Genomic DNA, 15,477 nt, shown 5'->3' on the forward strand with positions numbered 1-15,477 from the left:
ACTAAGCAATAGCGTGTAAGTATTATTTGAGATTAATAGACCATTTAAACCTTGAGAAAGTTCATCTACTTGCTATTTTTGCTAGCGGTCCTAGAGGGATTTATTTTGCTTCTAAATATCCCGAAAGGGTTAATTCACTCACGTTGCAATCTGCAGTAACGAAATTTTGAGTTGCTTTTCCGAGGTTATAACTTTTACAGTTTAAAATGACCTAGTATACATTCAAAATAACGATCTGTTTGAATGTGTGCCAGCTCATGTTATAATGAGAAACTTAGGTAATTACGACTTTTGCTCATAATTGAACGGATGCCAAGAAAGCCTCCGTCTAGCGATAAAATATGGAGGTGTAAGAGATTGAATAAACGATGGACAATCGGTAAAATTAAAGAATTTGTTGAGAACAATTCGGAAAGTAAGTTGCTAACGACGGAATATCACGGTTTTTCTCAAAAGTTACTATTTAAATGTGCATGTGGTAGCAATTTTGAAAAAACTTTTACGAAATTTAAAAATAATAACCAACGAAAATGTGAAGTGTGCCAACCACCAAAAGAGTCTCGCTAAATATATCGAATAAACGAAGTGCCGATTTCAATTAAAATAGAAGTTGGCGCTATTTTTATTTTATAAGAGAATTTGATGAAGGATTGCCTTAGACATTCCGAAGTAATGGATTTCAAGAAGATGTTAAACAAGAGATGTGAATAAAAAAGGACGGGTTGGAACCCGTCACTATTGATTGTTTTAGTTTAGTTATTTAATGCTCTCTAGTGCTTTCTTAACGTTTGTAAAAGTAGTAATTCCGGACATATCAATTCCGCTATTTACAACGGTTTGTGCTAATTCCGGTCTTAAACCTGTTGTAAGGGTTTGTACCCCTAACAAATCAAACATTTGTCCAATTTGATAAAGATGACGTGCTATCTCTATATCAATTTTTAAAATACCCGAGAAGTCAGCAATCACATAGTTTATCTGCAGTTCAGCAATTTTTGGTACGACTTTTTCCATAATGTAATTTGCTCTGTATGAATCGATAATGCCAATCAAGGGGAGAACTGCAATACCTTCTTTAACCAATACAATAGGTGCTGAAAGTTCAGCTAGTTGTCTTTGTGTCTCTTCCTTATATTTGTCGGATAAGCGTTCAAAAGCAAAAGCAGTTTCATTTAGGCTTACGTCCAATATAGTGTTTATCCTCTTAATAATGGAAGAATGTTCTTGTAATGACAGCCCAAACTCAATGCTAATATTCGTAATTATGTCTGTGAAAACCTCTCTGGTTGGTGGATAACGAACCAAGATCTCTGAAATTTTTCCTTGTGAAGATACCTGTCTAGCTGCGTTCCGTTTACTCCATTCAATGAGTGTTTGTGGCACTCCATCTTTCTCTATTAAAAGAGAATCACCAAGGAAATTTATCAATTCAATATACATTATTATTGCCTGTTCTATTTCCCATTGAGGAATATCTAATTTCATACTTTGCTGAACACCTTCAACAATTTCTACAGCTAGAGATTCAGCATTATCGATTAAGTGATTTGCAACATTCAAACCTAAGGTCATATTTGTCCACCACCCTCCTTAAGCTAATTAACTCTTGTAGTAATAATAATCATTTGCATCATAGATAGTCAAAGATAGCGCTTAATAGGGGCCATTATATTTCTGTAGGTTATATAAATCATGAGATTGATGATATTGTCAATATTTGGTACAATTTACCTATGTGTTCATTGGACGGTGAAAATGATGATAATAACAAAACACTTTTTCTTTACTTTGTCTTTGTTACTCGTACTATTAATCCTTGGTTTAATTTGGTATGAAAGAAAAAAGAATTTACAAACAGCTAAGTGGTTATTTATCTTATATTCTATTACTACTTTATTAATCTGCTTACAATCATCTTATCAACCTACTCCTTATTTTCACTTTGATTTAAGAATGGTTCCGGTTGTAATTGGTAGTCTGTATCTAGGAATTGGACCCATTCTAGCTGTGCTCACTATTTTGATCCGTGGGATGCATGGATTGGATATAGGATTTTATTTGAATTTTATTTTGTACGGTACCCTTGCCGTTTTCTTTTGGCGTTTTCATCCAAGATTTTTGAAACAAAGTCCAAAAAAAAGAATATACAGTTCGGTTATTATTGCAGTAACAATTAGCATTTTGACAGCAGCAATGTTAATACCTGTTATATCGATTAGAGAAATGTTTGATGCGGTTTTTGCCTATTTAGTCGTACCTCCAATAGGTATATGGCTTATTTCATATTTCATTGAATTCGTTATTAGGAACCAAAGTATGCATAAGCAGTTAATAAGAGCAGAAAAATTACAAGCCATTGAGCAAATGGGAGCAGCGATATCGCATGAAATCAGAAATCCACTGACAGCCGCACTAGGATTTGTTCAACTATTGTTGGAGGATCACCATGGGAAAGCTAAAAAAAACGAATATCTTAGAATAGTTAAGGAAGAATTAGAATCAGCAGAAAGTGTCATTCAAGACTATTTATCATTTTCTAAACCTTCATTAGAGCGTCTTGAAAACATTAATATCAAAACAGAAATAAAAAAAATAATTAGTGTCCTGCAACCAATGGCAAATCAATATTCAATAGAGATTTCTCTTAACTCCTCCATAATAGGTACTATTGCTGGAGATAGACAAAAATTTCACCAATGTTTCTTAAATATCATTAAGAATGCTATAGAATCTATGCCGGATGGAGGAAAACTTCTTATAACAACTGAATATCACCATACACACAATACAATTAGAGTCGAAGATACAGGATATGGGATGAGCAAGGATCAAATGCAGAGGTTGGGTGAGCCTTATTACACCACAAAAGGATCTAAAGGAACTGGCCTTGGTATGATGGTAGCCTATGGAATTATCAGGGCAATGAATGGAACTATTCATGTGGAAAGTGAGATTGGGAAAGGAACAGTATTTTTAGTTGAATTTCCCCGTGGTATGGGATGATTTCCAAGAAAAAAATCGAAATATTTTGTGTTTATTATATCTAAAATCATAGTTATATAAATGGTAGAGAATGATGAATATTGTAGAGTATTTTGGCAAAACGTAATAGAAGTAATCTTTTTTGTGGCCTTGGAAGCTCAGTTGGTAGAGCAACCGGTAAATACTTACTGTGTGATTCAGGAGTTCGATTCTCCTCAAGGCCAATAATTTAATTTGTTAATTAAACAGTACATTTAAACAAAAAGCGAAGTAGATCATAAGAAAAACCCTTGCTACCGCAAGGGTTAGAGAATAGAGCATTATTTGATTAAACTTATTTGTTCACTTTTTCACGGCATAATTTTAATACGGCGTTAAGCAAAACGTTAGCCCCTTTAGCGCAGTCTTCATAAGAAGTTAATTCATCTTCACGATGACTGTACCCATTTACACTTGGTACGAAAATCATTGCTGAAGGGATATAAGAAGCGATGAATTGAGCATCATGTCCAGCACCGCTAAACATCCGATTTTCTTTATACCCTAATTCTTTGCATGAATATTCCACAGCATTTACTACTTCTTCATCGAAGTGAACTGTATCTCTATCCCATAAACGTGTTGACTTTATTGAACAGTCACTTAAGATTCCTGGCAAACCCTCCACCATTCGTGAAACTTCTGCAATGACCCCGGGATTCTGATGTCGGGCCTCTAAAGTAAACGTTACCTGTGAAGGAATGACTGTATGAATATTAGGATAAGCATTTATACGGCCGATTGTGTAAACGAGTTCCGAATCCATTCTCTGTAGTTGCTTTTGCATATCTGCAATTATATTAGCGGCGGTGAACATTGGATCTTTGCGCATGCCAATTGGTGTCGTACCTGCATGATTGGATTCACCATACACAGAGATTTCATAGCATACCATTCCTAGTACACCTACTACAACCCCGATATCTAATTTTTTCCGTTCCAGTACAGGCCCTTGTTCAATATGTAATTCAATATAAGCGCTCGCTTCTTGTAAACGATTTGTTTCTGGACCTTCGAAACCGCTTTCATTTAATGCTTTAGCAAATGAAATTCCATTTTTATCAGTTGAAGCCATCATTTTTGTTTTATCAAATTTGCCGGACAGCACACCAGAAGACATAAGGGATGGCTCAAATCGAGCTCCTTCTTCATTAGTAAAATTGACTATCGTAATAGGGTAGTCTAACTCGATGTTTTCGTCTTTTATTGTATTGACAGCCTCTAAAGCAGTTAGGACACCTAGCACACCATCGAAACGCCCGCCTTTGATTACGGAGTCCAAATGAGAACCTATTACGATCGGCGGCAAGTTTTGCTTCCCCGGTAATGTTGCATACATATTCCCCATATCGTCGTAATTTACTGTCAATTCCATTTCTTCACATAACTCTTGGAATTTCTTCCGTGCTGCTATATCCTCGGCAGATAATGAAAGTCTAGTTACTCCGTTGTTTTCCGTTTTGCCATACTCACTAAATAACTCAATTAATTTTTGAAGCCGATTAGCATTACACTGTTTCATAAGAAGACCTCCCTTAATGATTAGGCAATTTCTTCTGTTACCTGAGAATTTTCTCTTTCAATCAAAGCGTTTGTTATTAAACTTACACTCACTCCGATGAAAATATTAATCCCAATTGCTATAAAACCAATGTTGATATCATTAATTGCACTTGGAATATTTGGGAAAATATTTACTAATTTAAATGAAGTTATTGCGTTAAATAATACTATGGAAACCCCTGTTAAAATACCAGCAATAGCACCGTACTTATTCATTAGCTTTGTTTTAAAGAAACCGAAAATCAGTGCTGGCACTAATTGTGTAATTAAACCATATGACATGATGTTTAAAATAGCCAGTGCATTTCCACCTGTAATAGTGAAAACATATGCTACTAAAATAATTAATAAAACAAATATTTTAGAAACTGTCAGCTGCTGACGGTCGCTTGAGTTTGGCTTAATTAACTTATAAAAACCTGTCATTAACCCTACTGCTCCGGACATAACCATAACGGATACCGGTACCAACGCAGTCAGTAGGCCAGCCCCGCCAACTATTCCTACAAACCAAGGATCAAAGGTTTTCATAGTGAGTCGTAACAGCGAAAGATCACCTTCAGGCCCTTGTAATCCCGGCACTTGAATAATTGCTGCAAATCCAATAAAGAAGGCAAATAAAATTAATATCGTATACAGAGGCAAAGTGATTGCATTTTTCTTTAATGCACGTTCACTTTTAGCTGCTAATACTACAGTAAAAGATTGAGGCAAAAGGTAAAAACCAAATGCATTTAAAACGATTGTAGATATAAACCATGGCATACTATAACCTTCAGATGCGAATGTTAAAGCTTCTGGTTTAACTGATTGAACGGCTTCGAATAAAGGCTGGATGCCGCCAAAATAGTGATAAGGGATATATACACCTAAGAATACGATTACAAATAAAATCATGATATCCTTTAATACCGCATTCCAAGCGGATCCATGGATACCTGAGATAGTAACATAAATCGTTACAATAGCTGCACCAATCGTGGAAGCAATTAATGGCGAAATTGCTCCATAAGAAGCTTCTGATACGATAATCCCTAATCCTTTTAATTGGATTACAATATATGGTACAAGTGCGATTAAACCAATGAAAGCTACAACGACACCTAAAGCCTTACTGTTATAATTTTTCATAAAGTATTGAGGCTGGGAAATTACGTTATGCTTTTTTGCGAAACGCCAAATTTTCGGGACGGTCCAATAGGAAAGAACATAAGCCAAGCAAATATAGGCAGGAACATAGTAAGCTGCCGAACCATTAGAATATGCCCATCCACTGCCGCCTAAAAAAGTAAAGGTGGTGTAAACCTCACCTGCAATTAATAAGAATACGAATAGTGTGCCGAATCCTTTATTCCCAACCGCGAACTCATTTACGTTCATTTCTTTTCCGCGAGTTGCACGAATCCCTAAGTATAAAGCAATAGCAGCAGTGAAAAAGATAATTACTAAGGCAATGTTCATACCACTTCACTTCCTTCATTTTCAGGATCTAATTTATAAACTATGAGTAGAGTGACAGATGATAATACCATCCATAATGCAACCCAAAATAGTAAGAATGGCACTCCTAAAATATAGGGCTCAATTCGGTTAGCTAATGGTAGCAGGACACACAGTCCTATGAAAGGAATAATTAGTAATAATTTTGCATACTTTCTCACTTACTTCACTCTCCATTCATTAATTCTTTTGCATAAACTATTTCACCATCTAGAATTGTTAAATCCACTTCTACTTGGGTTATCTCTTCTATTGGACAGTTTAAAAGGGAAGTATTTAAAATGATCAAATCTGCCAATTTCCCTTCTTCAATGCTTCCTTTAGCAGCTTCATCAAAGCTTGCATAGGCCGCGTTATACGTGTACATTCGAAGTGCATCCATTAAAGATACTTTTTGTTCTTGTCCAAAAGCGGTATTTTGTCGAGTTAAACGAGTAACAGCTGTGTAAATGCCCACAAAAGGGTTAATTGTAGTTATAGGCGCATCTGAACCAGCTGCAGTAATTATGCCTTTGCTCAGTAAATCGTTTGCTGCATACATATAATGGATTCGCTCACCATAGTTGCGAATATAACTTTCACCGAATTCATACGGGAATGAAGGATTCAGTATTGGTATGACATTTAGCGCCTTGGCTTTTTCTTGCAAGTCTGGTGGACATACTCCTAAATGCTCTACACGATGACGATGGTCATCGCGTGGATATTCATCTAATAAACGTTCAATGACATTCAAATATTGCTCAATCGCTTTATCTCCTTGGGCATGCACGGTAATCTGATAGCCATTTCGATGGGCTTTGGAGAAGATGGAATAAAGTTCTTCTTCTGTATACTGTAAGTAACCGTAATTATTGCTATCGCTTGTATAAGGTTCCCGAGTGGCAATCGTTGGTCCAGTACTGCTTCCATCCGTGAATAATTTAGCAGGTCCAATTTTGAAATAGTCATTGCCGGTATGTGTCATTACCCCAGCCTTTATCATGTTTCTAGTGAAGTTCTCGCAATCATTCAGACTGCCAATCATTGCATAAGTCCGGACTTTCAATTGCTTCTTATTTGAAGCAATTTGCATGATCCTAAAACTATTTTCATCAAATCCTCCTGCATCGTGGACACTTGTAATTCCGTTTGCAAATAATTGTTCCTGCGCTTTTGTCAGCGCATTATATAATTCTTCATCACTATAAGTCACATACTGATTGAATAGTAAAAAGGCATTCTCGATAAGGCGTCCAGTCAATTTACCGTTGCTGTCTTTTTCAATAGTTCCGCCTTGTGGATCAGGAGTTTCTGCATCCATTTTGGCTAACTTTAAGGCTAATGAATTTACAACACCGATATGACCGCAAGTACGGGTAATGACTATCGGGTGCTCTTGTGTAAGTTTATCGAGTTCCTGTATGGTGGGATAACGTTGTTCCTTTACCATTAACTCATTGAAACCAAATACGCGTATAATTTGTCCATTTTTAGTCTTTTGAACAATTGCAGCTAATTTTTCTAATAGCTCTTCAATCGAGTTAATCGCTGGATTTTTACAGTTGAGGTGCATTAATGAATTGCCGTATAAAAAAAGATGCATATGAGCATCAATAAGACCTGGTAAAACCGATCTTCCGTGCAAATCAATGACTTTTGTTGAGGCTGTAATATGTTTTTTTATTTCTTCTGTCGTTCCAACTGCTGCAATCTTATTCTCTTCTATCAAACATGCTTCAAAGACTTCGTTTTTACTATTCACTGTAATCACTTCGCCATTTAATAAAGCTGTCTGACTCATTAGCTCAACCTCCTTGTCTAAAAATTAAGAATATACAAAAAATATAACATAGCTATTTAACAGCTCGATATGAACATTATGTAAAGAAGTTCCCTTTGCCGTTTTACATTATGTTATATTTTTCTGTATAAAGTATTGTTAAACCTTTTTTCTAGGGGAGGTAAAATATGTCTTATTCTCTGACGGTTCAAGATTTATTTGATAAAAACCATTTCCAAAAAGCAGAAATTCTAGCAGGTCATGACGGGGTTTTGAATACGATTAAGTGGGTTCATATACTAGAATCGAAAGAGATAGGTACTTTCATTAAAGGAAACGAATTAATATTAACTACAGGAATTCAACTAATTCAAGAGAAGACACTTTTTGAATTCGTAGAACAATTGATAAAAAAAGAAGCTGCCGCATTATGTATTGAATTTGGTGAACATATTCAATATGTACCTAATAATGTGATCGAGCTGGCCAATCTGCATAATTTCCCAATTCTTGTGTTCAAAGTAATAGTTCCATTTATTGAAATAACACAAGAAATACATAGTATGTTAATTAATCAACAGTATGAAATGATCAAACGGTTGGAAAATTATTCACAAGAAATCAATAAATTAACATTGAAAATAACTCACTATGAACATATTTTAATGAGGCTTAATAAATATTTAAACATTAACGTTGCATACATAATTAATGGTCAGCAACCTATGTTTATACCAAATGAAAAACCCCACATATATAAGCACTTAAAGGAACAATACGAAATAAAGGGGAGTACAAAGCATTTTGCAAAATGTGAAGTAAACATTTTAGAGGAAAGTTATGGGGAAGTATGTATTTTCACAGAGAACCGTACAATAAATGAGTTTGAATTATTAGTATTAGACAGAACGGTTACTGCCTTGTCACAATATTTGTTACGTAGTCTATATATAGAAGAAAAACAAAATATTCACTCCCGCTTATTATTAGAATCTTGGTTAGATGGAACAGTTGAAGATTCTGTGATTACTTCCTTCCTACAGGAACAGAGTTTTCATAATTTATTAAATTGCTCTTATTTTGTATTAATCGATCACATAAAGAATTCAAAAAAACAATATGATTTAAATTATTATAAATTATACTCCCGAAATATTTTTGAAAATAAAGGATTTGTTTTATTTTTATTTGAAGAAAAACAAAGGCTGATATATGTTATTGCAGATATCTATGGATATGATATAAAACACCGTATTATAGACTGCATAGAGAAAATCAGGAACTTTAGAAAAAATAATAACTATATAAATCTAAATGTCACAACTGCTGTTGGGCAGATTATTAATGACTATAAATTAATACATCAAAGTTACGAAACTGCACAGGATACATTATTAATCCGAAATAACGCTCTACAACTTTCTTATTTTTACGAAGATCTCTATTTACATCAATTAGTTCTTCAAATGCAAAAAAATAAAGCAATTATGGATTTAGCCAAAAACTATTTAAAGCCCCTCTATGAACACGATGCTAAAAATAATGGAAATTTGATTGCAACATTACAAGTTTATCTGCAATGTAATTGTCTAAAAAAGGAGACGGCTGAAAAGCTATTTATTGTCCGTCAAACGTTATATCATCGTTTGTCCAAAATTGAAAATTTAATAGGAAGTGATTATATGCTTCCCCCTAAGCGTCTTGCTGTTGAATTAATGTTGCTCGCTACTCAATATAATTTCCAGTTTACAGATTCAGAGAATCTTTCTTAAAAGACAGATACCAACACTCTTCCATTCATAGGAGTAACTTGTGAGCAGGAACATTAGAACATTGCTTAATTTTGATCCATTAGCTACAGATAGGAGTTTCATGCAGCAGCTCTCCAGTACGTTAAATGCCTATTCGTTGAAACTTTAAAGTATTTCAAACGTATTACATATAAAAAGGGAGTGGTGTTATGTCAAGAAATAATAACAAAGTAAAATCCTTTTTATTGTGTTTATTGTTGATAATGTCAGGATTCTTAATAGCTGCTTGCTCTCAAAAAGAAGAGGAAGATCAGCATAAGACAGCAATAAAAAAAGTTCTTGAGCACCTTTTTACTGGTCCAGATGAGAAGTTTATTGAGCTATTGTGGGATCCTAAATATAGGACTGTTGTGAATAATAAAGAAGTGAACCCAGAGTTAGATAAATATATAGAAGAACTATACGGACCATACATTACAGATTCTTATCTCAATTCCTTCCTATCTACAATGGGTTCTCAATATCCAACTACTGCTTACGATAATGGATATAAATTAAGTCTCAAGAATATTACGATTAATAAAAGCGAGAATAATTCAACTCGTTATACCTTCATAGCAGAGGTCGGTTATCAGAAAAATGGGGATGAAGAAAAAACTACAAATGTAGAAGGTGAAGTCATCTTCTCTTCAAAAGAAAAAGGAAAAATCGAGGGATTTCAACACATGAATGACAATGGCTTGTCGGATATATTAAAAACAAGCAATTGAACAATTTAACAAGCAAACACAAAAAGGACCTAATTTGGTTCTTTTTTTTTATGATTGAAATAACAACAATATTGTTTAACATAGCTAATAATATAAAATAGAAAAAAGGGATTTTGGAATTTTTAACTCAAACGATAGTGGCGTTAGTAGATTAAGAATCCGTTGTAGACTGCAAATATAAGGCAGTCTTTTTTTCTTTTATAAAAAATCCATAATGAATTTTAACCTAAAAAAGTTGTCAATTTGTGAAACAGGATTTAGTAAACATTTTACATTGTGTCTGATGATTATAGTGTTAAAAAACTTCACAATAAAGCCAAGAGAAACAAATTTCTAAAGGAGTGACTCAAATGGGAAATGTCCATATAGGTGAAAGTTTAGTCACGAAAGATGAGAAATATCTTTGGCATTCAATGAAGCCTTATAACCCGCAAGCTACTACTATTATTCAAAAAGCGGAAGGAGCTTGGCTGACAGATATTGAGGGTAATCGTTATTTAGATGCAATGTCTGGATTATGGTGTGTAAATGTTGGTTATGGAAGAGAAGAAATTGCAAAAGCAGCATATGATCAGCTTTTGGAGAACAACTATACACCTTTAACTATTAGTCATCCTTCAGCGATTTTACTTGCCGAAAAAATCAGCGATTTATTAGGCGGAGATTATGTTGTATTTTTCTCAAATAGCGGCTCGGAGGCAAATGAAACAGCATTTAAAATTGCTCGGCAGTATCACCAGCAAAATGGGCAAGGGAACCGTTATAAATTTGTTTCGCGTTACCGCGCTTATCACGGTAACTCTATGGGAGCGCTTGCAGCAACAGGGCAAGCTGAACGGAAATACAAATACGAACCATTAGCACCAGGGTTCATTCATGTTAAAGCGCCGGATCAGTATAGATACAATGAAGATGGATATAAGAGTGCCAGCGATTTACCTTCTGTTAAAGCAGTAGACGAAATCATGACATGGGAACACTCAGAAACCATTGCGGCGATGATTTTGGAGCCGATCATTACAGGTGGAGGGGTAATTATGCCTCCTGATGATTACTTAAAAGGTGTAAAAGAAGTTTGCGAGAAGCATGGCGCATTATTAATTGTAGATGAAGTAATTTGTGGCTTCGGACGTACAGGAAAAGCTTTCGGACATCAACATTATGGAGTGCAGCCTGACATTATTACGATGGCTAAAGGACTTACGAGTGCTTATATGCCACTTTCTGCAACAGCAGTAAAGAGAGAGATTTATGAAGAGTTCACTAAAAACGGCAACTATGACTTTTTCCGCCATGTAAATACATTTGGAGGCTCTCCCGCAGCATGCGCAGTTGCATTAAAAAACCTAGAAATTATGGAACGTGAAAATTTATTTGAACAATCTACAAAAATGGGTGAGATTTTAGTTGCCGAATTAATAGATAAAATTTCACACCACCCTCACGTAGGGGATATTCGCGGAAAAGGATTGCTTATCGGGATCGAGCTAGTAGAAGACCGATATACAAAAGATCCTTTACATGTAGAGAAGGTCAATCAAGTGATTGCCAAGTGCAAAGAACAACGACTAATCATTGGGAAAAACGGTGTAACCGTAGCAGGCTATAACAATGTATTAACACTTTCCCCGCCATTAAATATTACATTGGAGGAAAAAGATTTCATTCTTTCAGGCTTGGTGCAAGCAATTGAATCATTATAAATAAGACATGTTTTTACGATGCATTCAACCAAATGTTTGAATAGAAACATTAGTTATAACTAGGATGTTGAAATAATGTAACCAGAGTAAAACCATAGGCTTCCTATTGTAAATTTGGAAAAGACAGCTTGATAATCGAAAGGAGAACAAGAAGATGACAAACATTACTGACGTAAAAGAACTTACACATTTTATAGATGGAAAATTGATCCCTGGAAATAGTGGCCGTTTCTCAGAAGTGTTCAATCCGGCAACAGGCGAAGTAATCGCCAAAGTACCATTGGCTAACGCAGAGGAAGTGAAAGATGCAATTAAACAAGCAGAAGCCGCCTTTCCAGCATGGCGTGATATCTCAGTTGCTAAACGTGCAGAAATTGTACTGGAATTCAGAAATCTATTAAAGAAAAATAAAGATAAAGTAATTGAATTAATCTGTACGGAAAGCGGAAAAACAGAAGAAGACGCACTGGGTGAAATTACACGTGGATTAGAATCAGTGGACTTAGCTATTAATGCACCTCATTTAATGAAAGGAGAATATTCAGTAAATGTAGGTGGACAAATTAATGCTTATTCCGCTAAATATCCACTTGGTGTAGTGGCAGCAATCTCTCCATTCAACTTTCCAATAATGGTGCCATTAGCACAAACATGCATGGCAGTAGCAGTTGGAAATGCTGTTATTTTAAAAGCTTCTGAGCGCGTACCAATGACTGCTTTATATATTAGTAAATTATGGAAAGAAGCAGGTCTCCCAGATGGGATTTGGACAGTAATCAATGGAGATAAAGAGGCAGTAAATGAATTACTTGAAAATCCTGCTGTACATGCCATTTCGTTTGTCGGATCTACACCTGTTGCACAATATATTTATGAAACAAGCGCTAAATATGGCAAACGTGTTGTAGCATTAGGCGGAGGTAAAAATAATATGGTAGTTATGCCAGATGCCGATCTAGAACAAGTAGCGAATGCTTTCATCAGTGCAGGATATGGAGCCGCCTCACAACGATGTATGGCAATTTCTACTTTAATGCCTGTAGGACAAGAAACAGCTGATCGTTTAGTAGAAATTTTAAAAGAAAAGATTGATAGCTTAAAAGTAGGTGCTTATACAGACGGTGCTGATTATGGCCCAGTTATATCTCCACAAGCAAAAGAGAGCATTTTAAAATCGATTGATCGCAGTGAAGAAGAGGGTGCAACAATCGTTTGTGATGGCCGTAATAAAGACATTACAAAAAATAACAAAGGATTCTTCCTGGCACCAACCTTACTAGACCATGTAAGACCAGGCATGGAAATATATGAAGAAGAAGTTTTCGGCCCCGTTCGTAATGTAGTACGTGTAGATACGTTAGAAGACGCAATTAAATTAATCAATCAACATGAATTAGGAAATGGTGTAACAATCTTCACAAATGATGGGTTGGCAGCTAGGAAGTTCACGACTGAAATTGACGTAGGAATGGTCGGTGTAAATGTACCAATTCCAATTCCAGTAGGTTTTCATAATTTTGCAGGCTTTAAGGGCTCAAGATTTGGAGACGGGCAAATGTTTGGTCCAGATCAAGCACGGTTCTATACGAAGTCAAAAATGGTTTCAGAACGTTGGTTATCACCGAGTGAAAATAGCGGTCTATCATTTGCATTTCCAAGTAATAAATAATACTAAAATTTCTATATGTTAAACAGCCTTGTTGATTATATCAGCAAGGTATTTTTTATGAATTTTTTTAACGTGTGATTAAGGATATATGTTAATAAACCATATTAGAAAATACAAAGTCTGTTCATTTAAATAAGATAATCGGTTTTCTAATTGCTAAGGATAATTAGAAAACGAAAATATTTGGTAGGGAAAATAGTAGAGAACTTATGGATTAAGGTGAATTCTGGAAATTAAAAAAGAGAGATGTCTTAATAATAAGCATCTCTCTTTTTCTTTGAATTTCTTTGTTTTGATTTGTTCTATATTTGGCTAAACGTGATAATAGATTTAATTTGAACCCTATTTTTAACCTTAAACCTTAAAATTAAACTAAGCTATCATTATTGCGTAGTTTTTCAACTAGCGATTTAGCGTAATGAATTACTTTTTCGTTATTCCCTTTTTCCATATGAAAGTCGAATAATTTAATAGAATAATATTCAGTCAGGCGGCCATTTCCAATTTTACTAAAGTAAGGGGTTGCATATGTTTCTAAGTAATCGTAGTACTTTTCTTTCTCTTTTTTTAGGTTATAGATATGTAGCTGAAAGAAGTGTTTATATGTAGTATCTTTTAATTTCTTAGATAGGGATATCCCCTTTTCAGCCAGAAGGAGCAGCTCTTTGTTTGTTTCAAATCCTTTTTTAGTAGAGGCGTTCAAATAACCTTCCAGTGAAACCAAATAATACTTCGAAAGAGGATCACGTGAGTCCATGGATTGTTTATAGTACTCACAAGCTTTTTCATAATGTCCTTGTCGAAGGTGCTGGTATGCAAGATTGTGGAATAGTAATGATCTTTGATGTTTCAATCCAGAGTTCTCAGATATCTTAATTAATCGCTGGTAACCAGTTTCAAAAAATTGGTCCTGTTCTACTTGGATCAACATAAGCATTTCTACCTCAATCATTAGAGGAAAGTTGCGTGTTGAGGTGAAAAATTGAAGGGATTTATCGAAATAAAAATAGGCTAGTACTGGCATTTTAAGAGAATGATAGGCAATAGCTAAATGGTAATAGTATTCGGGATTATTATAATTGGCCAAATCAATCTCTTGTAATAGAGAAATGGCCATTTGATATTGTTCCTTATATAACAAATCAATTCCTTTTATATGAAGCAGCATATTTTTTTCGTATGGAGTAAGATCTGACCAGCAATCCATTTCTTTAATAAGAGAATGAACAAGGCGAAATTCACCTATTAATAAATAATACCGGGTAAGAAGTAGTGTATAGGAACGATATATTTCTGTCATTTGCAAAAGTGCTACGTTCTCCAATTGCTTCTTTAAGTCCTCAGCTTTTGTGTTTTGCTTCATAATAATTGATTCATGCCATTCAATAAAATGCTTATCTAAACTTAAGTAAGCTTCAATTTCTGACTCCATATCAATGCCAAGCCGATTGGATAATAATTCTATCGTTTCCTTTGAAACTTCCGTTAATCCTCGTTCTATCTTGCTGATATGACTTCCCGAACATATCTTATAACCTAACACACTTTGCTTCATATCCTTAAGTTCTCGATAGAATTTAATGATTTTCCCCTCTATCATGATGATAATCCCCTCTCTAAGAAACACGCAATTGAAACCATTCATACCTATTTTACTTTAGAAATCCGCAACTTCCTATTCTACTTTAGAGAAAACCCAACTCATAATGCTTCAAATGAACAAGAATGAGAATAAAGT

At 34.9% G+C, this 15,477-nt stretch carries 12 protein-coding genes and 2 pseudogenes; 8 read left to right on the top strand and 6 right to left on the bottom strand.

Annotated elements, in window-relative coordinates; genetic code table 11:
* Positions 1-5: 5 nt before the first annotated feature.
* Both G3O09_RS22570 and G3O09_RS17830 read left to right on the top strand, forming a co-directional pair.
* Positions 6-164, top strand: a pseudogene (locus G3O09_RS22570) (alpha/beta fold hydrolase); the annotation flags it as partial.
* A 193-nt stretch (positions 165-357) separates the two neighbouring features.
* A complete protein-coding gene (locus G3O09_RS17830) occupies positions 358-567 on the top strand; it encodes a hypothetical protein (protein ID WP_163102806.1) in 210 nt (69 codons plus the stop codon).
* A 189-nt stretch (positions 568-756) separates the two neighbouring features.
* On the opposite strand, the gene G3O09_RS17835 is transcribed toward G3O09_RS17830, so the two are convergent.
* Positions 757-1,572, bottom strand: a complete 816-nt coding sequence (locus G3O09_RS17835) for an STAS domain-containing protein (RefSeq protein ID WP_163102807.1) — start codon at positions 1,570-1,572, stop codon at positions 757-759.
* Positions 1,573-1,758: 186 nt separating this feature from the next.
* Here G3O09_RS17835 and G3O09_RS17840 point away from each other — a divergent pair, with 186 nt between their 5' ends.
* Complete coding sequence (locus G3O09_RS17840; protein ID WP_163102824.1) at positions 1,759-3,003, top strand: sensor histidine kinase; 1,245 nt, start codon at positions 1,759-1,761, stop codon at positions 3,001-3,003.
* A gap of 125 nt (positions 3,004-3,128) precedes the next feature.
* Positions 3,129-3,206: pseudogene (locus G3O09_RS17845) on the top strand.
* Positions 3,207-3,316: 110 nt separating this feature from the next.
* On the opposite strand, the gene G3O09_RS17850 reads toward G3O09_RS17845, so the two are convergent.
* From G3O09_RS17850 to G3O09_RS17865, 4 genes are read right to left on the bottom strand one after another with little or no spacing between them, the layout of a single operon-like run.
* Entirely contained in the window at positions 3,317-4,543 is a 1,227-nt protein-coding gene (locus tag G3O09_RS17850; protein ID WP_163102808.1) for a Zn-dependent hydrolase, read from the bottom strand.
* Between the two features lie 20 nt (positions 4,544-4,563).
* Entirely contained in the window at positions 4,564-6,045 is a 1,482-nt protein-coding gene (locus G3O09_RS17855) for a sodium:solute symporter family protein (protein ID WP_163102809.1), read from the bottom strand.
* Complete coding sequence (locus G3O09_RS17860) at positions 6,042-6,245, bottom strand: DUF3311 domain-containing protein (RefSeq protein ID WP_163102810.1); 204 nt, start codon at positions 6,243-6,245, stop codon at positions 6,042-6,044. Before G3O09_RS17860 ends, G3O09_RS17855 begins: the two co-directional genes overlap by 4 nt.
* Positions 6,246-6,250: 5 nt before the next feature.
* A complete protein-coding gene (locus G3O09_RS17865) occupies positions 6,251-7,867 on the bottom strand; it encodes an amidohydrolase (RefSeq protein WP_163102811.1) in 1,617 nt (538 codons plus the stop codon).
* A gap of 167 nt (positions 7,868-8,034) precedes the next feature.
* On the opposite strand from G3O09_RS17865, the gene G3O09_RS17870 reads away from it, so the two are divergent.
* From G3O09_RS17870 to G3O09_RS17885, 4 genes are all read left to right on the top strand, one after another.
* Entirely contained in the window at positions 8,035-9,618 is a 1,584-nt protein-coding gene (locus G3O09_RS17870) for a PucR family transcriptional regulator (RefSeq protein ID WP_163102812.1), read from the top strand.
* Between the two features lie 188 nt (positions 9,619-9,806).
* Positions 9,807-10,367 carry a hypothetical protein gene (locus tag G3O09_RS17875; protein ID WP_163102813.1) on the top strand — a complete coding sequence of 187 codons (561 nt, stop codon included), beginning with the start codon at positions 9,807-9,809 and terminating at the stop codon, positions 10,365-10,367.
* Between the two features lie 350 nt (positions 10,368-10,717).
* On the top strand, positions 10,718-12,070 hold the full coding sequence (locus G3O09_RS17880) for an aspartate aminotransferase family protein (RefSeq protein ID WP_163102814.1): 1,353 nt from the start codon (positions 10,718-10,720) through the stop codon (positions 12,068-12,070).
* 154 nt (positions 12,071-12,224) lie between these two features.
* Positions 12,225-13,739 carry a CoA-acylating methylmalonate-semialdehyde dehydrogenase gene (locus G3O09_RS17885; RefSeq protein WP_163102815.1) on the top strand — a complete coding sequence of 505 codons (1,515 nt, stop codon included), beginning with the start codon at positions 12,225-12,227 and terminating at the stop codon, positions 13,737-13,739.
* A 367-nt stretch (positions 13,740-14,106) separates the two neighbouring features.
* Here the strand turns inward: G3O09_RS17885 and G3O09_RS17890 are convergent, their stop codons facing one another.
* On the bottom strand, positions 14,107-15,339 hold the full coding sequence (locus G3O09_RS17890; protein WP_163102816.1) for a helix-turn-helix domain-containing protein: 1,233 nt from the start codon (positions 15,337-15,339) through the stop codon (positions 14,107-14,109).
* Between the last annotated feature and the right edge of the window lie 138 nt (positions 15,340-15,477).

It is taken from the genome of Peribacillus alkalitolerans, from assembly GCF_010882125.1.
In the GTDB taxonomy this organism is placed as follows: Bacteria; Bacillota; Bacilli; order Bacillales; family DSM-1321; genus Bacillus_BN; species Bacillus_BN alkalitolerans.